Annotated in this window: 16 protein-coding genes and 1 pseudogene; 9 read left to right on the forward strand and 8 right to left on the reverse strand. The window is 67.8% G+C overall.

The window, feature by feature from the left end; translation table 11 throughout:
• Positions 1 to 61: 61 nt before the first annotated feature.
• The 4 genes and pseudogenes from ACFYL6_RS20155 to ACFYL6_RS20170 form a co-directional block, all read left to right on the forward strand.
• The gene (locus ACFYL6_RS20155) at positions 62 to 1,519 is read left to right on the forward strand and encodes a tyrosine-type recombinase/integrase (protein ID WP_387173120.1); all 1,458 of its coding nucleotides are present in this window, start codon (positions 62 to 64) and stop codon (positions 1,517 to 1,519) included.
• Positions 1,520 to 1,719: 200 nt separating this feature from the next.
• Positions 1,720 to 2,208 carry a hypothetical protein gene (locus ACFYL6_RS20160; RefSeq protein ID WP_387173122.1) on the forward strand — a complete coding sequence of 163 codons (489 nt, stop codon included), beginning with the start codon at positions 1,720 to 1,722 and terminating at the stop codon, positions 2,206 to 2,208.
• Between the two features lie 157 nt (positions 2,209 to 2,365).
• The gene (locus ACFYL6_RS20165; RefSeq protein WP_387173124.1) at positions 2,366 to 2,776 is read left to right on the forward strand and encodes a hypothetical protein; all 411 of its coding nucleotides are present in this window, start codon (positions 2,366 to 2,368) and stop codon (positions 2,774 to 2,776) included.
• A 192-nt stretch (positions 2,777 to 2,968) separates the two neighbouring features.
• Positions 2,969 to 3,079 (forward strand): annotated as a pseudogene (locus ACFYL6_RS20170) (chitinase); the annotation flags it as partial.
• Between the two features lie 400 nt (positions 3,080 to 3,479).
• On the opposite strand, the gene ACFYL6_RS20175 reads toward ACFYL6_RS20170, so the two are convergent.
• The 3 genes from ACFYL6_RS20175 to ACFYL6_RS20185 form a co-directional block, all read right to left on the reverse strand.
• On the reverse strand, positions 3,480 to 4,001 hold the full coding sequence (locus ACFYL6_RS20175; protein ID WP_387173126.1) for a peptidase inhibitor family I36 protein: 522 nt from the start codon (positions 3,999 to 4,001) through the stop codon (positions 3,480 to 3,482).
• Between the two features lie 566 nt (positions 4,002 to 4,567).
• Positions 4,568 to 6,349, reverse strand: coding sequence for a sensor histidine kinase (locus ACFYL6_RS20180; protein WP_387173128.1), 1,782 nt, complete (start codon positions 6,347 to 6,349; stop codon positions 4,568 to 4,570).
• The gene (locus ACFYL6_RS20185; RefSeq protein ID WP_387173130.1) at positions 6,346 to 7,023 is read right to left on the reverse strand and encodes a response regulator transcription factor; all 678 of its coding nucleotides are present in this window, start codon (positions 7,021 to 7,023) and stop codon (positions 6,346 to 6,348) included. The genes ACFYL6_RS20180 and ACFYL6_RS20185 overlap by 4 nt, the downstream gene beginning before the upstream one ends.
• Before the next feature lie 162 nt (positions 7,024 to 7,185).
• On the opposite strand from ACFYL6_RS20185, the gene ACFYL6_RS20190 reads away from it, so the two are divergent.
• The 4 genes from ACFYL6_RS20190 to ACFYL6_RS20205 all read left to right on the forward strand — a co-directional run bounded on the left by ACFYL6_RS20190 (position 7,186) and on the right by ACFYL6_RS20205 (position 11,019).
• Positions 7,186 to 8,412 (forward strand): efflux RND transporter periplasmic adaptor subunit, encoded by a 1,227-nt coding sequence (locus ACFYL6_RS20190; RefSeq protein ID WP_387173132.1) that lies wholly within the window; start codon positions 7,186 to 7,188, stop codon positions 8,410 to 8,412.
• A gap of 5 nt (positions 8,413 to 8,417) precedes the next feature.
• Complete coding sequence (locus ACFYL6_RS20195) at positions 8,418 to 9,089, forward strand: ABC transporter ATP-binding protein (protein WP_387173476.1); 672 nt, start codon at positions 8,418 to 8,420, stop codon at positions 9,087 to 9,089.
• Positions 9,086 to 10,285 (forward strand): ABC transporter permease, encoded by a 1,200-nt coding sequence (locus tag ACFYL6_RS20200; protein WP_387173134.1) that lies wholly within the window; start codon positions 9,086 to 9,088, stop codon positions 10,283 to 10,285. Before ACFYL6_RS20195 ends, ACFYL6_RS20200 begins: the two co-directional genes overlap by 4 nt.
• 158 nt (positions 10,286 to 10,443) lie before the next feature.
• Positions 10,444 to 11,019, forward strand: a complete 576-nt coding sequence (locus tag ACFYL6_RS20205) for a hypothetical protein (protein WP_387173136.1) — start codon at positions 10,444 to 10,446, stop codon at positions 11,017 to 11,019.
• Between the two features lie 102 nt (positions 11,020 to 11,121).
• Here the strand turns inward: ACFYL6_RS20205 and ACFYL6_RS20210 are convergent, their stop codons facing one another.
• From ACFYL6_RS20210 to ACFYL6_RS20220, 3 genes are all read right to left on the reverse strand, one after another.
• Entirely contained in the window at positions 11,122 to 11,745 is a 624-nt protein-coding gene (locus ACFYL6_RS20210; protein WP_387173138.1) for a response regulator transcription factor, read from the reverse strand.
• Between the two features lie 38 nt (positions 11,746 to 11,783).
• Positions 11,784 to 12,383, reverse strand: coding sequence for a LuxR C-terminal-related transcriptional regulator (locus tag ACFYL6_RS20215; RefSeq protein WP_387173139.1), 600 nt, complete (start codon positions 12,381 to 12,383; stop codon positions 11,784 to 11,786).
• A 187-nt stretch (positions 12,384 to 12,570) separates the two neighbouring features.
• A complete protein-coding gene (locus ACFYL6_RS20220; RefSeq protein ID WP_387173141.1) occupies positions 12,571 to 14,766 on the reverse strand; it encodes a hypothetical protein in 2,196 nt (731 codons plus the stop codon).
• 185 nt (positions 14,767 to 14,951) lie between these two features.
• Between ACFYL6_RS20220 and ACFYL6_RS20225 the strand changes: the two genes are divergently transcribed.
• Positions 14,952 to 19,769, forward strand: a complete 4,818-nt coding sequence (locus ACFYL6_RS20225) for a hypothetical protein (protein ID WP_387173143.1) — start codon at positions 14,952 to 14,954, stop codon at positions 19,767 to 19,769.
• Positions 19,770 to 19,841: 72 nt separating this feature from the next.
• On the opposite strand, the gene ACFYL6_RS20230 is transcribed toward ACFYL6_RS20225, so the two are convergent.
• Complete coding sequence (locus ACFYL6_RS20230) at positions 19,842 to 20,648, reverse strand: hypothetical protein (protein WP_387173145.1); 807 nt, start codon at positions 20,646 to 20,648, stop codon at positions 19,842 to 19,844.
• Positions 20,649 to 20,674: 26 nt separating this feature from the next.
• A complete protein-coding gene (locus tag ACFYL6_RS20235; protein ID WP_387173147.1) occupies positions 20,675 to 20,989 on the reverse strand; it encodes a YbaB/EbfC family nucleoid-associated protein in 315 nt (104 codons plus the stop codon).
• Positions 20,990 to 21,008 lie beyond the last annotated feature (19 nt).

The following is a 21,008-nucleotide window of genomic DNA, read 5'->3' on the forward strand; positions in this document are numbered from 1 at the left end:
AAGCCGGCCGATGCACTCTCGGGCATGGCGACGATGAATCCCTACCAGGTCGAGGGGGATCATGAACAGTCAGGGTGTCATCGTGAAGCGGTGCCGGTGTGTGGACCCGGAGACGGGCCGGCGGCGCGGCGCGTCCTGTCCGCAGCTGACGCAACGCGCTCACGGCAGCTGGTACTTCCACTGCTCAATCCGCAATCTGCTCGGGCAGACCGAGCGGATCCGGCGGGATGGCTATGCGTCGGAGGCGGCGGCGCGCACGGCGCGCGACGAGTTGCTGGCGTTGTCCCGGGAGGAGCAGGCCGGCCGGTCCTGGACGGTCACCCGCTGGTTGCGGTACTGGCTGTCGACGAGGACCCGGATCCGGCCGACGACACGAATGCACTACAGCCACGACGTCGAGCGGTTCCTCATTCCGCACATCGGCCAGCTGATCCTCGGTGACCTGAGCTCACGGCACCTCGCCGCGGCGCTCGGGCAAATCGCGGCGACCCGCAACAGGTCCGGGCAACTGCAGAGCGCCTGCACCTTGCAGCACATCCACACGACGCTGCGGGCGGCGCTGACCGGCGCCGTGCGCGAGGGCCTGCTCGTCACCAATCCGGCTCGCCACCTGGAGCTACCTTCGCGTCCCCGTCCCCAGGCCCAGGTGTGGACCGAGGCTCGCGTCGCCGAGTGGAGGGCCACCGGTGAGCGGCCCACCGTCGCGGTGTGGACAGCCACACAGCTGGCCGCTTTCCTGGACTACGTCCGCGACGACGGCCTGTTCGCCCTGTGGTGGCTGATCGCCCTGCGGGGTCTGCGCCGCGGTGAGGCCGCCGGCCTGCGGTGGAGCGAGGTCGACCTGCACGCGGGCCAGTTGTCGGTGGTGCGGCAGCGCACCACCGCCGGCTACGACGTGCACGAGGGGCCACCGAAGTCCGCGACCAGCCGCCGCAGCGTGGCCCTGGACCAGCACACGGTGCGGGTGTTGCGCCAGCACCGCGACCGGCAAACCCAGCGGCGCGACCTGCGGGCCACGAGCGGGAAGGTGTGGCATGACAGCGGTTACGTGTTCACCGGCCCCGACGGGATGCCGATCCACCCGGGCTATCTCACCCAGCGGATGCGGCTGCTGGTTGACCGGGCTGGGCTGCAGCCGATCCGGCTGCACGACCTGCGCCACGGCGCGGCTACCCTGGCGCGGGAAGCCGGCGCCGATCTCAAAGCGGTGCAGGACCAGCTCGGGCACGCCACCATCCAACTGACCGCGGACATCTACACCAGCGTCCTGCCCGAGTCTCAGCGCGAGGCCGCGGAAGCCACCGCGCGTCTGGTCCTTGACGCTGCCAAACCTGGCGAGGAGATCCGGCGCCAGCTCAGCCACCATCCGAAGCCACCGCAGGAACGCCCCGCGGAGGCGCGCCCGGCGGCGGCGCCTGCCTGCCGCCCTCGGTGGAAGCCGTCCTCGGCCACAGGAGGCGCCAAGCTTCGGTCCTCGGCAGGCCGGCGGCGGCCCGGACGGGCGCACGAATCCCGCTGACACGTGTCATTAGTGGAGTTCCGGGCGGCGTGGTGACAGGCGGGCATCGCCGTCGGCTGCCGCCCGGGGTCCGTCGACGGTCGTCGCGGCGTTAGGTACGGCGAGCGCGTGACGAACGTCGTCTGGCAGATGTCTCCGACCGCCGGTGGGCGCGGTCACGTTCCGAGGCTGGTTGGTTGCTTGCTGTAGATTGCACTGTCGTGCTTCTCGTGGCAGCGAATCCGGGGCCCGCCGCGCAGCCCACGTTCTGGGAGAACGTCGTCTGCTTCCTGTTCTTCTCGTCAGTTGGCTTGCTGTACGTCTGCTACTACTTCGGCTTCAGGATCAACGCCAAATGCCTTGTCCTGACCAAGACCACCAGGAAGCCGTGCGCGAGGGGCGGCAAGGTCCTCGTTGGCTGCCGGCAACACAAGCGACAGAAGACGGTGGCGTGGGTTCGTCACATGGGTGCGGCGAGCTGGCTGGATCCGTGGTTCTACCGGTTGCACATCGTGCCGCCGTCGTTCGCGTCCCTGCCGACGTCCCCGGCGCCGGTTGCTCACCAGGTCACGTCGCCGGCGGCGGTCGAGACGCCCGGCAGGCGCATAACGGTCGAAGCCCGGATCGCGTTGTGGGCCTTGGCCTTCAGCGTCCTGCAGGCGTTCACGGCCCTCGTCGCCCTCGCGGTCGACGTCGCAGCTGGCACGTAGGGGGGTCATTCGGGAGTTCACACCGTCGCCGCTCGGCCCGCGATCGGCCTACTGGGCGGCGCGTCGTTCTCGATCATCATCGTGCTCGACGAGCAGGGTGTCGTGAGCTGCGGACCTTTGGGAGGCTGGCTTTGGCGGCTCGTCGTAGCATCGGCGCATGCCGACGAAGGACCAGCAGGTGAAGCATGTGGTCGAGGGGATGGCGCTAGGTGTGCTCGCGCAGGGCGTGGAAGCGGTGTCCAGCGCCAAACTGAATCTGGAGCTCGCGTTCAACCACGCCTGGCGCGGGTGGGCACCGGCGACACGCTTCCCAAGTATCGCTGGCTCACGGATCGATCCGGGGAATCTGTTCTGGATCGGCCTGAACAAGTCCGAAGGGCGCCAGGGCACCCGTGCGGCGTGGCGTAGCGGGCGGTGGTGGGAGCCGTATGTCACCTACGAGGACTGGACCGTTGACGAGTGTCTTGAGCTTCACGCTGATGAACGGGCTTCTGTCCAGGACTGGCAGGACCTCGGCCGGCTCTTCGTTTCGCGGTTCGGGCCGGAAGAGGTCCGCCGCGTGTCGTGACACAGCGCGTGGCGACGACTCTGCGACCGGCGAAAGCCACTGCGGGCCCGCACTGCACGCCGAGCCAGCGGCGCGGGCCTGCCGCCGACATCTCCGGAGGCATGCTTGCCGCACCCGCCGACGCGCAGGCCGGCGGCAGCTGATACCCCCACCTCGGTGCCCGCCGACCCAGCCGCCCGTAGGCACCAGGGGGCCTGGAACTCGGTGCCCGCCCTCAAGGGCCTGATGACCTGGTCGGCGAACTGGGACGGGTCGAGGGGGTGGACCTTCGGCGACAACGTGAAGCGCCTGCAGGGCCGCTGATGTTGCCCTCATCGAACACCGCGCCGTCCGCATGCCACCCATGAGATCGTTGCACCGAAAGCGCCCTTCCAGGCCGCGCAGATCAGGTCGTCGATAAACTAGATCATCGCAGCCCAGAAGGGCACATTCGTCATCTATGCGTCAACTTGGACACCGCTGCCCACCGATCCGAGCCATGGATCCAGGCTGACATCCGGCAATTCCGGACGCACGTCGCCGCCGAGAGCGTTCACGACGCGTCTGCTTCGCCAGGAAAGCCGCTGTCCAGCAGCTGACTCACCGCCCGACTCCGCAACATTGGCCGTCCCGGGAATGCTGACACACGCTAGTCCCGGTCTATTTTCGAGCTTGTTGGGCCAGGGTGGACGATCTGGCCTTGTAGAAAATACCGAGGCAGGTTTCAGCTATTCGGATACGCAGGAGTCATGTGGCAATCATAATGCAAGTCCCTGCGATCGCAGGTCAACGACTGTCCGACGGTGATGGAGGACGCAGTGTTGTCTGGGAGGGGGGTGAAATCGTAGATAGGACTGCCATCGAAGTTCGCCTTCGATCGCGGCATGATCGAGGCTTCCCCTGGCTTCTTGTTCTGGGTATACCCGTTGTAGTGCCCATCCTGATACAGGAACACCCAGTGGTTGGTGTTGTTAGTGATCGAGGACGCCGTATCGTTGAGGGTCTTGCCGTTGTAGAAGGTGTAGCCTCGAAAATCGGCGATCTCTGCCTTGAACTTGGTGGCTCCACGGGGCTGGAGTCCCGGCAGAATGGCGACAGAGCCCGTTTGGTTCAACCCCGAGTAAATACAGATCTGCCCGTTCGGGCACGGGTACGGTGCCGCCTGAGCGACCCCAGGGAGCAGCGCCGCAGTGCCGGTCGCAGCCGCAGCGACGGCGAGCGCCTTGAAGGCGAGGCGTTTGTACATTGGTACCTCAATCCGTAGAGTCTCGAAACCGGTGTGGTGGGGTGAACGGCGACCCGCACGCCTGGTTGCGTGAACCGTTGGCGCTCACCTGCCGCCTCGTGACGCCCCTGCCTGGCCACCACCACCGCGTTCTACAGGCTATCGCCGCGCACTTGATGAGAGCTTCCAGAACAGTAGACAGCGACTGGATTTGCGCTACCCCGCGTTTTCAGAGGGCATTCGATACGTAAGTATCGACGACAGCATCCGCACCCCCCGGTGGCGGGACCGGCCACTGCTGCTGACCAACTCCGAGCTGGTGTGCCTGGCGGTGGCGCAGGTTCTGCTCGGCGCCCGATCGGAGGCGCATTGGATGCGCTACGCCGTATTCATCTGGCTGGCATGTTCCCGTACCTGCCCCAGCGCTAGCTCAGGCAATCGTCCGCAGACGACCAACGGCGGCCGTCCCCCTTTGTGTCGGCGGCCATGCTTCGACCTGGTTCGCAACCCCCTGCCCGACGGCCACGTGCCGCTGCACCCGCCGACGCTCGATTGAGGCGTGGCCTGCTGCAGGGGTGGGCAAGCGGTCAGTGCGGGACCGGTGCCATGACCGGCAGTCGGATGGTGAAGGTGCTGCCGTGGCCGAGGGTGCTTTCGACGCCAAGTGTGCCGCCGTGCGCCTCGGCGAGTTTGCGGGCGATCGACAAGCCGAGCCCGCTCCCGCCGGTGCTGCGCGTCCGCGAGTCGTCGGCCCGCCAGAAACGGTCGAAGACCTTGGGTATGTCGGCGGGTGCGATGCCGGCTCCGGTATCGACCACGGCAATATTCAGCTCGTCGTGCAGTACCGCGCAGTGCACCGTGACCGAGCCGCCCGGGGCGGTGTGCCGGACGGCGTTGGTGACCAAGTTGCCGACGAGTTGGCGCAGCCGGGCACCGTCCACCGCCACCTGCGGGTCGGCGACCACCGAGGTGGCCAGCCGTACTCCGGCGGCCTCGGCGGCGCCTCGGTGCGCCTCGACGACCTGCTCCAACAGGTCGGCCACATCGTGCGATTCGCGGTGCACGCGCAGGTCGCCGGCGTCGGCGGCGGCTAGGTCCCGAAGGTCGTCGATGATGTGCTGGAGCAGCAATGCCTCCTCCAGCAGCAGGACGAGCAGCTGCGCGTCGAGTGGCGCGAGGCCGTCCTGGGCGGCCTCCAGCCAGCTGCGTATGTTGCTCAGCGGCGTCCGCAGCTCGTGCGCCACGTCGCTGACCATGGTCTTGCGTAACGCCTCGGTCTGTTCCCGCCGGGCGGCGAGTTCGTTGAGCGCGGTGGCCAGGAGCCCGATTTCGTTGCGGGTGGTCACCAGCACCGGGCCCTGTTCGTCCGACTGGCGGGTGGCCTCGATCAGTGCCCGCAGCGGTCGTACCAGCCGGCGCCCGACCAGAATCGTGATCAACACGGTGGCGGCCAGCACCGCCCCGGTCACCTCGGCGATGCGGATCATGTTCGCTGGGGAGAGGTTGAACACCGGTGCGGTGGTGCCCCGCGACTTGTCGGTGACGAAGAGGAGGGCCGGCGGTGCCACGTACTCCTTCAGTTGAACCAGGCGTGACTTCTGGAGGCATTCGTCGATCTGCTTGTCCAGTTTGGCGTCGTCGGTCGGGCTGGCCGTGCGGTCTGGATTGATGACGACTCGAACACCTGCACCCTTTTCCTGCAGGCACCTTTTCGTCAGGGTCTGTAGCTGCGCGATCCCATCGGCCTCGCTCGGCATGGGCTTGGTCAATTCGCCGGGTGGGCAGGCGATGGTGAAGTCGCGTTCACCCGGGTTGACCACCTGCACGGACGCCCGCCCGGTCGGGCTGACGACAATCGTGCCGCCTGTCAGGTGGTCGCGGATGCAGGCGAGTTGCCGTGAGGCCAGGCTACGGGTGACGGCGCTTTCCCGTTTGGTCAGCAGGTACGGCCCGATCGCGCGCGCGTCGACCCGTTCGGTCCCGCCGGTCAGGCTCAGGTCCACCTGCAACGGGTCGATGGTCGCCGACGGCCGCGCCGTATCCATCGACGGCCCGCCCGGTGCGGAGTCGGCGATCGGCTGCCGATCCGGGGTCATCAGGGTGATCCGGCGGTCGAGCTTGCCAGCCCGCTCGGTGACCACTGCGGTCACACCCGACCAGTCCCGATGGGTGGCGGCGTAGCCCAGCAGCGTGTCGTAAATACTCTTGTCGTCGGCGAGCGAGCGTCCCTGCTCCTGCTGGATCGCCCGCGTGGTCGACTGGACGGCCAGCCAGGCGGTCGCCAGGATCGCGCAGACAGCCACCAGTATGGAGGTGGCCAGCAGCCGCACCACCAGACTGCGGTGTAGCGGGATCCGCTGGCGCGTCACGGTACCGCCGCGTTCAGCTTGTAGCCGACGCCGTACACGGTCAGCAACAGTTGTGGCCGGCGGGGGTTCGCCTCGATTTTCCGCCGCAGGTTCATGACGTGTACGTCGATGGTGCGTCCGGTCGATTCCCGGTCGATGCCACGGGTATGCAGGAGTAGCTGGGTGCGGGTGAACACCCGGCCAGGCTGGCGGATCATCGCTGCCAGGATTGCGAACTCGCCGGCGGTGCAGTCGATCGGAATGCCGTCGGCGGTCACCGTGCGTCGGGGTTCGTCGACGGTGAGGCGCCCGACCCGGTGCGCCGGTGACTCCTGAGGCTTCGTGCGGACGCGGCGTAGCAGCGTTCGGATCCGGGCCACCAGTTCTCGCGGGCTGAAGGGCTTGGTCAGATAGTCGTCGGCACCCAGATCCAGCCCGAGCAACAGGTCGTCCTCGCTCGATCGGGCGGTCAGCATCAGCATCAGCACGTCCGATTCCTGCCGCAGGGTCCGGCAGACCTGCAGGCCGTCCAGCTTCGGCATCATCACGTCGAGCACGAGCAGGTCGAACTCCTGCTGGCGGGCCTGCTGTAGCGCCGTCTCGCCGTCATGGACGACCGTGGTCTCGTGACCTTCCGCAACGAGATAGCGGCGCAACGCCTCCGCCTGCCGTTCGTCGTCCTCGGCGAGCAGCACATGTGCGCACACGACGCCGACTATAGGTCAGGCGGCAATGCCCTGAGTCCGGTGCCGTTCCCGGGACGGACGATTCGTCGCTGCCGCACCGGTACGAGACGAGACGCGGCGGCCGCGAAAAGATCATGGTCGGGCCTGACAGGATTCTGATATTCGCGTCTGATGATCGGCGCCATGCCCTTGACCCCAACAGCGCAGTCGTCTGATTCTGAGACTCAGGTCATTCCGGCCGTCGGCGCGGATCCGACGCCGCGCCGACGTTACCTGAGAAAAATGGTCCCCGCTGTTCTCGTCGCCGGGATCGCCGCTGCGGCCGGTGTTGTCTGGTTCGCCGGGGCTGGCGGTACCCCGCCGCCGGCTAATGGCGAACCGGTTGGTGTGGAGACGATCGCGCTGGTGAAGCAGGATATTTCGACGTCGCAGTCGCTGACGGGCCGTCTCGGCTACGGCGCCGCCCAAATGCTCAAGGGTGGCAAAGAGGGCACGGTGACCTGGCTGCCCATGCCGGGAATGTCGATCAAGCGTGGCCAGCAGCTGTACCGCGTCGACGACCGGCCGGTGTCGCTGTTCTACGGCGGCATACCGCTGTACCGCCCGTTGAAGAACCCCGACATGGTTGGCCGGGATGTGCGGGTCGTCGCCGACAATCTGAAGACTCTCGGCTATGACGTCGGCGACCAGCCAAGGCCCGGTACCCGGCTGTCCAAGTCACCCAGATCGCCGTCGCCCAAGTCCAGCCCCGAGGTGACGGTGCAGAAGGGCGAAGGCGTTCTGACCACCGCGCTCCGGGCCGCCGTCAAGCGCTGGCAGAAAGACCTGCACGTTCCGGAGACGGGCACGATCGAGCCCGGAGACGTGGTGGTGCTCGTCGGCGCGGTCCGGATCGACTCCGTCGCCGTCCTGCCCGGTGAGAACGCGAGCGCCCCGCTGATGTCGGTCACTCAGACCACCAAGGCGATCAGCCTCGAGATGGAGGTGGGTGACGCAAGCTCGGTCGAGCAGGGCGATCCGGCGACCGTGCACCTGCCCGATGAGAGCACGGTCAGCGGCAAGGTCACCGCCATCGGTACCGCCGTGAAGCCCGCGGAGGAGAACGGCGGCTCGAGTAACGCCGTACCCAAGGTCACCGTAACCGTCGCTGTGGACAAGCCCGACACCATCGCCAAGATCGATGCCGCCGAGGTGCAGGTCGATTTCGCCGCCGAGACCCACAAGGGCGTTCTCGTCGCTCCGGTCGGTGCGCTGCTGGCGCTGAACGAGGGTGGCTACGCCGTCCAGCTCGAGGGTGGGGCCCTGGTCGCGGTCGATACCGGCATCTTCGCCAAGGGACTCGTCGAGATCAAGGGCAACGGCCTCGTCGAGGGTACGAGAGTGGTGACCACCTCGTGAGCATCGTGCTCTCTGCCCGCGGCGTGGGCATGCGCTACGCCGGCGGGGTCGACGCGTTGCGCGGGGTTTCCCTCGACATCGTGGAAGGCGAACTACTCGCCATCGTCGGGCCCTCCGGCTCGGGCAAGTCGACCCTGCTCAACATCATGGGCACGTTGGACCGCCCCACCTCCGGCACCGTTCTGATCAGCGGCCAGGACGTCGCCAAGCTCGCCGACCGCCAGCTATCCGCCCTGCGTGGTCACTGGCTCGGTTTCGTCTTCCAGCAGTTCCACCTGACCGACGGCCTCACCGCCGCCGAGAACGTGGCCACCGGCCTGCTCTATGCCGGAATCCCACGCAAACGTCGCCGCCCGCTCGCGCTCGAGGCTCTCGACCGTGTCGGCCTCGCCCATCGCGTCAACCACCGGCCGGCCCAACTCTCCGGTGGCGAGCGTCAACGTGTCGCCATCGCCAGAGCCCTCGTCAACAGTCCGGCTCTCGTGCTGGCCGACGAACCCACCGGCGCGCTCGACACGACCAACGGGTACGCCGTGCTGCAACTGCTGCACCAGCTCAACAGGGAAGGCACCACCATCGCCATCATCACTCACGACAACGAGATCGCCGCCAGCCTGCCCCGCCGTGTCGAGATCCGCGACGGTCGGCTGGTCCGTGACACGGCGGCTGCCCGGTGATCCGCCGGATCCGGCTCTCCCCGCTCGACCTGCTCGACGTCGGGCTGCTCGGCATCCGTACCCGCAAGGCGCGGGCCGCCCTCTCCGCGCTGGGCATCGCGATCGGCATCGCCACCATGGTCGTCGTCACCGGGATCCCCGCCTCCAGTCAGGCGGCGCTGCTGCGCGAACTCTCCGCGCTCGGCACCAACAATCTGCAGGCCATGGCCCAGAACGACGTCGACCCGCCGCCGAAGCTTCCCGAAGAGGCCGCGGCGATGGTGAAGCGCATCGGCCCGGTCACGGCTGCGAGCGCGGTCGCCAACACCCACACGTTCGTGCGCCGTAACGACCGCACCGATCCCCGCGACGGGTCGGGCCTGACCGTGCTCGCCGCCCGCCTCGACCTGCTGCCAGCCATCAACGCGAAGGTGCGCTCCGGGCACTGGCTCAACGCCGCCACCGAGAGGCTTCCGACGGTGGTGCTCGGCTCGGTCGCCGCGGCCCGGCTCGGTTTCAGTGACCTGCGCAGCACCGCCGGCCCCGGGCCATTGGTGATCATCGGTGACACCTGGTTCACCGTTGTCGGCATTCTCGCCCAGACACCGCTCTCGCCGGACATTGACCGCTCGGTCCTGGTCGGCTGGGAGTCGGCCCGCAGTCAACTCCGCTTCGACGGACACCCCACGGTCATCTACATCCAATGTAGAGAGTCGGCGATCGAGGCCGTCCGTGCGGTCCTGCCGTCCACCATCTCGCCCGTCCAACCCGGGGATGTCGTGGTGACCCGTCCGTCGGACGCTCTCGCCGCGAAACGGGCCACCGAGAACAACTTCTCGTCCCTGTTTCTCGGTCTCGCCCTGGTCGCGCTGCTCGTCGGCGGGATCGGAGTGGCGAACACGATGGTGATCTCCGTGCTGGAACGCCGTACCGAAATCGGCTTGCGCCGGGCGCTGGGTGCGCACCGGGGCCAGATCCGAGCCCAGTTCCTCACCGAGTCGGCCGCGCTGGCCACGCTCGGCGGCGTCGCCGGCACCCTGCTCGGCATGGTCGCCGTCGCCGGCTACGCCGTGTACCACGGCTGGCCGATCGTGGTCTCGCTGCCGGCGACGTTCGGTGGGCTCGGCGGTGCCGTCGCGGTCGGCGTGATCGCCGGGGTCTACCCGTCGGTCCGGGCCTCCCGACTTACCCCGACCGAGGCGCTCGCCTCGGCCTGATGGTCACACCTGGGGAAAGGCGCCAGGTCCCGTCGGATCGATGCCATGTGGGCGCCGCCAGCAAACAGCTTTCTGACAGTCAGTGGTGATTCTGGATGCCGACGGGCCGTACCACGCCGAAGGCCCGACAGAAGGCACACGATGAGGATGGCAGCACGATGAGGAAATTTTCGGTGGCCGTGGTTGCCATCGCGATGGTGATTGGTGGCGCTGGCTGTTCGGCCTCCACCGACGATCAGGCGGGTGCCGGCGGCAAGGCGGATGTGGCGACGCTGGAGAGTGGAACGCCCTCCGTGGCCGCGTCGGCCAAGCAGGCCGAACGTCCCCGCAAACGCCTCGACGACACCCCGGAGGACACGAGGGCGCGCTACAAGCCGTACGAGGACTGCTTGCTCGAGCACGGTTTCGACATCACGAAGGATCGGGGAAATCGCAATTTTCCCACCGCGAAGAAAGACGCGGCGGCCAAGGCTTGCGAAAACCTGATTCCGCTGGAGCCATGGGAACTCGACCCGGCCAATCCGGAGGTGGGGGACTTCATGCGCGATGTCGTGAAGTGCCTCAAGGGCAAGGGTCTTGAGCATGCCGCCTTGGGCGATGACGGCAAGAGCTGGACCGTCAACGACGGTGAGGTCGACCCGAACTCGATCTCGAAGAGCGACTCGGAGTCGGTTCAGAAGGTGATGGACCTGGGGGAGGCCTGTCAGCGGGAGGTCGCCGCGAAGCGGAAGTAACGGCGGGAGTTGGGCGCGGCGTCACCCGGTGGGTAGTGCCGACGTCGAGCAGACCAACGTTCTGGTCCTGACGCCGACGCCGGGGGGCATCGGCGTCAGGACCTATCGGTGCGGCGACACGTAGCCCAGTTCGATCGCCCGGCGGGTGAGTTCTGCCTTGTTGGCAGCGTTCAACTTCGCCCGGATGCGCTTCAGGTACGTGCCGACGGTCGACTCGGTCACGCCCATCCGCTCGCCGATCATCACGTTGCTCAACCCGCTGGCGACCAGCCGCAACGCCTTGATCTCCTGGTCGGCCAGGTGAACCGGGTCGGGACTGAGGAGGCCGCACACGGCCTCGACCAGCCCCGGACTGATGTAGACGCTGTCCAGGGCGGCGGTTTCGGTGGCCGTCTGCAGATCCCGTTCGGCGTCGTCGGCGAGGATCATCGCGCGGACGCCGGCCCGGATCGCGTCCGGCAGCGACAGCCGCACGTCCGGCCGGCACACCAGCACCGCCCGGGTCCGCCGCGGCAGCACCGACCAGAGATGGTTGTGCACGGAGGCGCTCCGCAGCCCGGTGATGTCGACGATGGCCAGGGGCGGGCCGGCCGGGAGGGCGAGAAGCCGCGCGACCGAGGCGAGTTCGAGGCTCACCTCGAGGCCCGGCAGGTTGGACACCAACCGGACCAACCCGGCCCGGGCGACGTCGGACGGGGACACCACCGCCACCTCGAGGGTGCTCACGCGTGGTCCTTGGGCTGGTTCACGACAGCACCTCCCGGTCAGAGCGGTACGACATACCCGAGTTCGATCGCGCGTCGCGTCAGGTCGGTCTTGTTGGCCGCGTTCAACTTGCTCCGCACCTGCCTGACGTACGAGGTGACGGTGGACTTCGTCAGGCTCATCCGCCCACCGATCTGCTCGTTGGTCAGGCCCCTCGTCACCCAGTGCAGCAACTCGATCTCACGTTCGCCGAGCGCGAGATGGCGATGCTCGGCATACCCGGTCAGCATGCCGAGCATGTCGGCGGCCAGGTGTATCCCGCCGTGCCGTACGGCGTCGACGGCGAGAAGCAGGTCGTCGACCTCCGTGTCACGGGTCAGGAAGCCTCGCGCGCCGGCGGCTATCGCCTGAGCCAGGTCCGGCGGGTCGGCCGGGTCGCAGAGCAGCACGGCACGGGAGTCGGCCGGCAGCAGGCCGGCGAGCCCGTCGACGGCACGGTTCGGCCAGTCGATCACCACCACGTCCGGGTGCAGTTCGGCAGGCATCTCGGCCAGGGACGCGAAGCCCTCCGGCATGAACCTCGACGACGCCTCGGCGAGTAGTCGACAGACGCCCTGCCGCACCACCGAGCCAGCGGCGACGACAGCGATTGTTGTCATATGGACTCTCCTGTAGCTCGCCGCACGACCATAATCGGGTCGTCTTGACACCCACTTCCTTTGCCCTGTGCGACCAGGCTGCGACCGAAGGTCGACCGGTCGGCACTTGAGCACCTCCTCGGCCAATCGCTGAAGATCGGCGGCCCGGATTTCGTGCCCGGTGACGATCTCGCTGATGGCGTGCGCGTCAGTGACAGGTCAGAATCTGTGCCGTCAGCCCTCTGATCTCGTCGGCCAACCCCGGCGTTCCGTCGAGCCGCTTGCTATCCAGGAGTTGCTTGAACCGGAAGTGCCAGGGAACCCGGTCCGCGCCGGTCAGACACTCCACGGACAGCACCTCGCGCCAGTCGTTGCTGCCCGCCACCCGGTCCCCGCTGAGCAGCAGCTTGACCGCCTCGAAGATCGAGGCGTGCGCCTGAGCGACCTCCTTACCCCCGTCCGCTGCCCGGTCTGCCCGTTGCTTGTTCGACTCACCCACGGCACGGACCAGCGCGATCGCCTCGGCCGGGTCGATGGCGGAGTCCAGCATTCCTTGGAACAACAGGCTGTCCCACGTCATCCGGTTGGTGTGCGTCTCTCGGGTTTGTGTGCCCGTACTTGGCGCCAACTCGCCCTGCCATTGGGTGGACGCGGTCAGGTAGTCGAAGACGAAGCGCGCGTCGACGGGCCGACCCGTCGGCCAGGACGGCTGCTCATCGAATATCTGCACCAGGGCCGGCTCGACCGGCTCCGCCCCGGCGAGGAGGGGCGCTCGCGCGGCCACCCGCAGAGCCAGCTCGAGCCCCTGAAGCCGGCGATCCTCCGGGAACCTGTCGGCCAGGTCCCGCGCAGCCGTGAGAACAGCCGGATCCCGCAACTGGTCGGCGTGGTCGGTGAGGTGGTCCGCCGCCTGCTGGTACGAGTCGTGGCTGAGGAACTCGGCCAGGACGGGTGGCAACGGTTCACGGGCCGTCATGCTGGACAGGTCCGCGACGTCCAGCATCGCCCGGGTGACGGCGGCACCGTCGAAGGTCCGCGGGACGGCATCGGGTCGGATGACCTGCCAGCCGGGTCGGCCCTCGATACCGACCTGCACCACCTGCTGGACGACGGCCGCTTCGAAGGTCCGGGCGAGGTTCTCGATCTCCTCGTGCTGGCGGGTCGCCACGACCGTCGGCCGTACGTTGTTCAGGTAGTACCGCTCCAGTCTCGACCTGATCTCGACGAACTGCTTCGGGTCCAACGGGCGGCCCTCGCCCGGATGCACCCGCACGTCGACGGCGATGACGGGCATGCCCTCGAAGTCGACGGAGTTCAGCCCGTACCGGTCAAGGTTCTTCGGCGGCCAGTCGCCGACGTACGTCACCTCGTGGTTTCGCGGACCAACAACCGCCGGCCCGGGCTCGGGCAGGGCGACCGGTATGCCGTCCGGGCCGACCAGCATCGCTCGCGCGTCGTCGCGTTCGAGCACGGCGGTGCGCCAGTCGTTTCCACCGTCGATGTCGAAGACCTGCGTACCGACAGCGGCACGCGGGTCGTGCCAGGTGAGCGTGCCGTTCTCGTCCGAGGTCAGCCAGAACACCTGCTCGGTGGAGGCACCCACCGCCGTGCCGGTGACCAGCGCGGACGACCCCGGACTGCGGCTGAGCACGCTCGCCAGCGTGGTTGGTCGCACAGATGTGAGGGTGCCACCGATCGCGGTCGCGACTCGGTTCGACGTCAGCGGCTCGGTGGAGGTGAGCAGGTCGAAGACTCCGTCACCCCCGTACCGAGCCACGTACGCGCCGAGCGCGTACGTCGTCGCGTGCTCTCCCGGCCCGGTGTGCGCGAGGTCCCCCGGGTTGGTGGGAAGGCCGAGCTGTGTACGGGTGAGCGCTACCCGCTCATGCCAGCCAGTGAGCCGCTCCAGCCCTTCCTGGATGCTGGACGGCGTCCCGGAAAGGCTGACGGCGTCGAGCAGCGCCGCTCGCTGAGCCATCGCGTTGGGCGGAAGAACCCGGTAGCCGGCCATCTCCAGAGCGGTCACGCGACCCGCGACATCCACCGGCACGATGTCCTCGCCCGCGATCGGCTCGACTGTCGACACGGGCAGGTCGAGGCCGGCCGCGACGGACCTCAGCGTCTCCGGGTCGGTGACCGGCTGAAGTGTCTCCGGGTCGAGCACCGTTACCACGTGCGTCGCCCGCGCTCTCGGATCCAACTGGTCCAGGTACCGGCGGAACGCAGGATCGAGCGCGGTGTCCCGGCTGACGAAGACGTTCACCCCATCGGGGACGCTCATCCGCTCAGCGGTCTCCAGCATGCCGGCGTTGACCTGCGGCGCTGCCGAGTCTGCCAGGTACATGAACCCTTTGGGGAACACAGTGACCAGCACACCAGGCAGGCAGTCGGACAGTGCGGGCATAACGGCTCCCTCGGTGGCGGGACGTGACTCGTCGTGCTCCCCCAACGGATGAGGAGGGTTGCGGGTTCAGCCCGGAACGGGCGAGAAATCGGGGCCAGGCAGGGACGTCATGTCCTACACATGAGGACTACGGCCGTTCCGTCCCCGGCTGGGAGGCTGAAATCTCCTGGTGTGGGGAGGCGTGGATGGCGGACGGCACGGGTTTGGATTGTCTCGAGTTCGTCACCACATGGGTGCGATCCGGCCAGTACCTGAGCATGGACAAGACCCCCCTGTCACCCGAGGTGCATCTCGCCGAGCCGGTGGCGGGCCTGCAACTGATCCATTCGGCCGCGGGGGCGACCGTTTCCGAGTCGATCACGACGGCCCTGCTGGCACAGCCGCTGGGCATGCTCGCGCGCGCGGTGGACGCTCCGCCGTCGTCGGTCGCCGCCAGCCTGGATCTGGACGCGGCAATCACCCGCGCTGACGCACTGCGACTACCGGTCCGTGTCCCCGGCAACGCCCTGGCTGGCTCGACCAGTGACCGGGTGCTGCCGATCGACGCCCACGGGCGTCCCGCCGACCTGGCCACCACGGACTACGTGCTCGTGTTGCCGGCCACGCACCTCGTCAGCGAGCATTTCGTCGCCGAGAACCTCGTCGCTGGACTCGATCGCGACCTCGGCCGGATCGTTCAGGGACCACCGATGCCCGGCCAGCTCCGCTGGACTCGGGACCGGGCCGAGCTTGGCCTGCCGCTACCGATCGTCAACGCCCGCTTCGCCGGCGCCGACCTGGCGAACCTGTCGACCGACGCGACCCGGACCATCGAGGGCGGGATCATCGGTCTCTGGCGCGAACTGGCGTACCTGGAGCCCGGACAGGCGATGTGGGTGCGGGTCACCGAAGCCGGCATGGACACACCCGAGGACGTGCTGGCGATACAGTCACCCGACGGTATCGCGTTGCTACGCGACACTCCGGCGGGCGCGCAGGCCGCCACCCTGCCGCGAAACCCGGCCACGATCGAGGTCAGCCCGGCGGTCGTCTCGGCAGAGCTGAACGCCACCGCCGGGTTGCTGGAGCCGTTCGCCGCAGCTGTGCCGGCCGTGCACACCGACCCCCAGGCGGCGGCGGTCCGTCTCGGCGGCCGAGGCGGCCTCATGCTACTCGATCGCGATCAGACCGCGCAGATCAACGCGGCCCGGAACTTCCGGGCCGCCGTGGACGAATATCCGGTGTTCGCTCACAGCACGCCTGCCGGCCCGATCGTCGGGGGCCGGTTGATCACGGCCAAGCAGCTGAGCGATCTCATCGCCGCAGACCCCTTGTCGCGGGGCAAAGTCATCATTCTCGTGCAATGTGACGCAGCGTCGTCGACCACCATCGTCGACGACTTCGCCGCCGCGTTGTTCGCTGCGCTGCCACCCCAGTACACCCGCGTCGTCGCGATGGGCGGCACCGCCTGGGTCCAACCAGGACCGGCCGAGTCCGACGAACTCACCGAGGTGCTCGTCACCCGCACGGTACTCACCGCCGACGGTCAGGTCCGGCTCGTCGCCGGAGGCACCCGCGTCTATACCGAAGCCGAGAACGTGGTCACCCCGGCCACGGTACGCACGCCGGTCGTTCACCAATACGGGCCCGCGCTCTCCCAGACGCGCGCCGGAAACAGTGTGCGACTGACCGACACGTACGGCGACGTGCTCACCGGCGACGAGGCTCCGACGACCGATACGGTGCGAGAACTCACCGGCATCGGCATCCCAACCGACGCGGCTACGATCGGCGTACCGTTCAACTACACGTTCGCCCAGGCGTACCAAGGCGTCGCGACCGCCCGTGCCGCGGCGGCCACCGCGGCGCTGAACATCGCAATGTGGGCCGACCAAGCTAATGACGCCAGGCTAGCAACCGCTGCCAGGCTGTTCAACACGATTAATGGACTTCAGCACACCGCCCCCACCACGCTGAGTCCAGAGATCTTCCAGAGCCTCAAATCGAACGACATGGAGAACGTCCGGGCAGACATATTGCGGCGCGCGGGACTTGCCCGAGACAACGCAAACACTCGGGCCGAGGAACTCACGACCGCGATCAACACCGCGCGAAGCGTGGCAGCGTACATTTTCAGGGATCCGAGACAGGTCAGTCACCTGCCGGGGCTGCGCCCGCACGTCCATGCCAATTACCAACAAACCTTCGATCAGGTCACGCAGTACTACCAGCTCAGCGCAAAGGGCGCATACCGAAATCCGTACGAGCAGGGCATGCTGAACAATCTCACTGTTCAATTGCGGGGACCGGCGGGCGCTCAGACAACACTGACGGCAATCCTTAATGATCTCAATGTCAGGCTGGGAACTGATAGCCTCCGATTGAAGACTTCCGCCGACAATCTGTCCAACCTGATGGCGACTGTCGAAGCCGGCAGGGCCTGGGAGAATGTCTGGCTCAATGTTTCCCACACGGTCGCCGAGAGCGTCATCAGCCGGGTACGGGAGAAACTGAGCTACGGACCTGCCAACAACGAGGCGGTCATGGCGCTCTACAACCACGGCGCCAACGCCCTGCTCCACCACGTTCGGGCACCCGTCTACCGAAAGAATCCGCAAGAACAGGACCTCCTTCGGGAATTCAGCGCGTGGTCCTACATGGCCAGCTACTTCCGCACCGGCAACTGCGACGAACACGCAGCCGTGGCGCTCGCCGAACTCTTCCTCAGGCCAGATATGATCGGCGTTCCGATCACGTACGTTCACGGCAATGTCTTTGATCGGAATCAACTACGCCCTCACACCTTCCTCGTGATCGGTCCTTTGGGACATCCGAACACTCTCGTGGTGGACGCGTGGCCGCTCTTTCCCACAGCAGTCAGGGCGGGGCGATACATCGCGGACATGAACGTGGTAACCAGGGCGTGGAACGTCGTACCTGACGGGCACACAAATATGTACACGCTAGGCCGAGACCAGATCCACACACACCTGTTGCCCCAGTTGCAGCATCCGGTGCTGCGGGCGGTTCCGATACCCGTCTTCACCGCCAATCCGACATCCTTCGACACTCTCCACACGGACCGCTACGCTACGGCGGCGTACTTTCCCCGGAGATTCGCCGCGAGCGTCGCACCCGGCGCGGTACACGAGTCACCGCAGGACGCCGCGGTGTATCTCCCCGACGATCGGCCCGGCCTCTACCTGCTCGGCCGGGACCAGCAGCACCTCATCGACGCTGCGCGGGAGTTCCGGGCCGGCGACAACGAGTACCCGGTGTTCATCGAGGGCACCGTGGACGGGCCGGTGGTCGACGGCCGGCTCATCACGCCCGAACAACTGCGCGAGCTGATCGTCCGCGACCCGAACTCCGCCGGTCGCGACATCCTCGCCGTCGTCTGCGATCTGGCGATCACCCGGGCCGGCACCACACCGTTGGACGACTTCGCCACCCGCCTGTTCACCCTGCTACCAGCCGAAAACAAGCGGGTGCTGGCCGCCGGCGGCGTCGCCCAGGTCGTACTCGGCACGACGGATCGCCCGACCGAGGTCGTGGTTTCCCCGACTGTCCTCGGCGACGACGGCCGGTTCCGTCTCCTCGTCTCCGACGATTCCCTCTCCGGCGGTTTCCGGGAGATCCTCGACGCGCCGGACGCCGAACAGGTGCCAGGCCACCGTACGCCGATGGTCGTGCAGCACGGTCCACGACTGTCGCTCGCCCGCGCCGGAACCGGTGTGGCTCTTACCGACCGCGCCGGCGGGCTCCTGACCGGGGCCGATGCCCCGGCGGTGTCCAGCCTGACCGCCCTCGGCCTGCCCGACCCCGCGCGTGTCCAACGCCTGTATGACAGCGGAGGCCAGCGGGAAGCAACCGTCACCGAGCAGCCGGTCGTCCCCGCCGAGGCGGTTGGTCCACCAAGCTGGCCACTGCGCCTGAACCCCGGCGTCACCGCACACAGAGACGTGCACGTCATCTCCTCGAACAGCAGAAACGCTCCGCAGGGGCTCATCGACGAGTTGGTCGAGGCAGCGGACGTCGACCACCCGGTGATCCTGCTGGGCGCTCCGCGCCCCGGCCGTGCCGCGCTCGCCGAGGACATCGGCGCGCTGAACTATCTGCTCGAACAGTTCGCGCAACAAGGCCGGCTGCCCGTCGTCGTCACCCGCAGCGCGGTCGACAGCGAGCTGCGCAAAGTGTTGACGAGGTACGGCGTCGCGCTCCTGCACCCGACGCTCGAGAGAGCCAACGGCTCGGGGTTGGGCAGCCTCCAGGTGGATCACTGGTGGACGGTGGCCGTCCCACGGCAGGGCGGAAACACCGAGACGTCCACCGACGTCCGGGAGACCCAGAGCAGGGCGAATCCGCCGTCGATCGGGGCGGTGGAGATGATCACCACTGGTGTATTGGACGCGGCGGCCAGATTGGCCCGGCCGACCGAGGCCGTCGCTCGGGTCGACGACGCCCTTGGCGAGCTGATCTGGGCGGCTGACCTCGCGGCGAGCCGCGACGTCTTCCGCAGGCTCGAAGAGCAGTGGTCGGCCGAGCGGATGACCGCGGGCCTGGCCCAGGTCAAGAAGATGATCGAGCGGGTGCCCGGCCAGCCGGAGCTGGGCATCTTCGCTCCGGTGCTCGAACTGGGCGCGGTCGGCCAGGCAGACATCGCCTTCGACTACGCGGGCGCGGACGAGGCAACGCGACCCAAGGTGCTGCTCGACTCGGTTGGCCGACTGGAGACCGCCGGTCAGCTGGACATGCCCGTCGACGGCGGACTCAGCACTGGGCAACTGGTGTCCATGGTCACCGCGGCCGGCGTCACCGACATCTCGGGCTCGGTGCTCACCGTGCTCGGTGACATCAAGGCCGGCCGGTTCGAGAACGCGGAGAATTTCATCGCGAAAAACCGCGGCACGCTCAGCGTCGAGCAGAAGCAGCAGTGGGTGAACGCGATCACCGACCTGCACACCTCCATGCCGAACCACATCAACGAGCTTCAGCTGTTGAGGGAGGGCGTCCTGAACTGCTGATCCAGCCCTGACTCCGCACGGCGGAAGGCGCCGGACCCGACACGGGCCCGGCGCCTTCCGCTCAAGAACGGGTCAGACCGACCACGCCGGTGCGACGTCGACCGGTCGGAACAGCTCGGCCAACGCGCGGTGCCGACCGACCTCGGTGATCGGGGGCAGCAGGTAGTTGCCGGCCCGGATCGCCGCCAGGAACTCCGGGTCGGGAGCGAGCCCATGGTGACGCAGGTAGTACGGAACACTGTCGGTCCATACCCACACGCCATCGGTGCGGTGATCCAGTGGAACGACACCGCCACGCTCGGGGTCCACCACGTCGATCATCCGCTCGGTCGAGGTGAGCAGCAGTGGAGCATCCTCCAGATAGCGCAGCACCGCGTCGCGTTCATTGTCGTCCAACCGCTCGTGGTCCGGATCGAACCCGGGGCCAGTCACCGGATCAACCACGTCGAAGGCCCGGGCGATCCGCATGCCCTCCCGGGCCTCGGCCGCCCACAGCAACGCCGCGCCGCGCCGGATCTGCCGCTGGTACGCCGATGCCTGCCCGTCGCTGCCGACCACCTCGACCAGGGTGCCGCCGTCGGACGCCGCGGCCGTGGCGATACGGCCGCTGACCTCGGACAGGTCACCGTCGGGTCGATCCACCTCAACCAGCAGCACCCGAGTCACGTCCGGGCCAGAACCGGTGCGCCACGCCCGCCACAGAGCCACCGCCCCGGGCAGATCGGCCACCGCCGACCGCACCGCCTCGTCCACGTCGTCGACCGCCGCCTCGATCAGCGCCGAGGGCGGTCCGGTCAGGTCGACCACCGGCGGGGTCACGACACCCGCCCGAACCATCTCGGCCCTGCGGACCGGCTCGAACTCGTACTGCTCTTCCATCAGGTTCTCCTCGCTGTGGGCGAACTCTAGAACGGGCCTGTCCCGCGGAGCACGTCCTGAAGGCCCGCCATCCTCTCGGTGGCCTGCTCGCGGAGCTGAGCCGCCGCGTCGCGCAACGCGAGCAGGACCGTCTCCTCGACCTCCGCGCGCCCGCCGGCCAGCACCTCGTCGTCGATGCGCAGGCTTCGGACCTCGCCCGTCGGGGTCATCGTGACGGCGACCGCGCCCCCACCGGCGGTGCCGGTCACCTCGAGGACCGTCATCTGGTCCCGGACGGAGGCAATCTGATGCTGCAGTGCCTGAGCCTGCCGCAGCAGGTCGTCCACGCTGTTTTCCGCCATACTCCGAGGTTGCAGCGGG

The sequence above is a fragment of the Micromonospora sp. NPDC007208 genome (assembly GCF_042869175.1).
Lineage (GTDB): Bacteria > Actinomycetota > Actinomycetes > Mycobacteriales > Micromonosporaceae > Micromonospora > Micromonospora foliorum.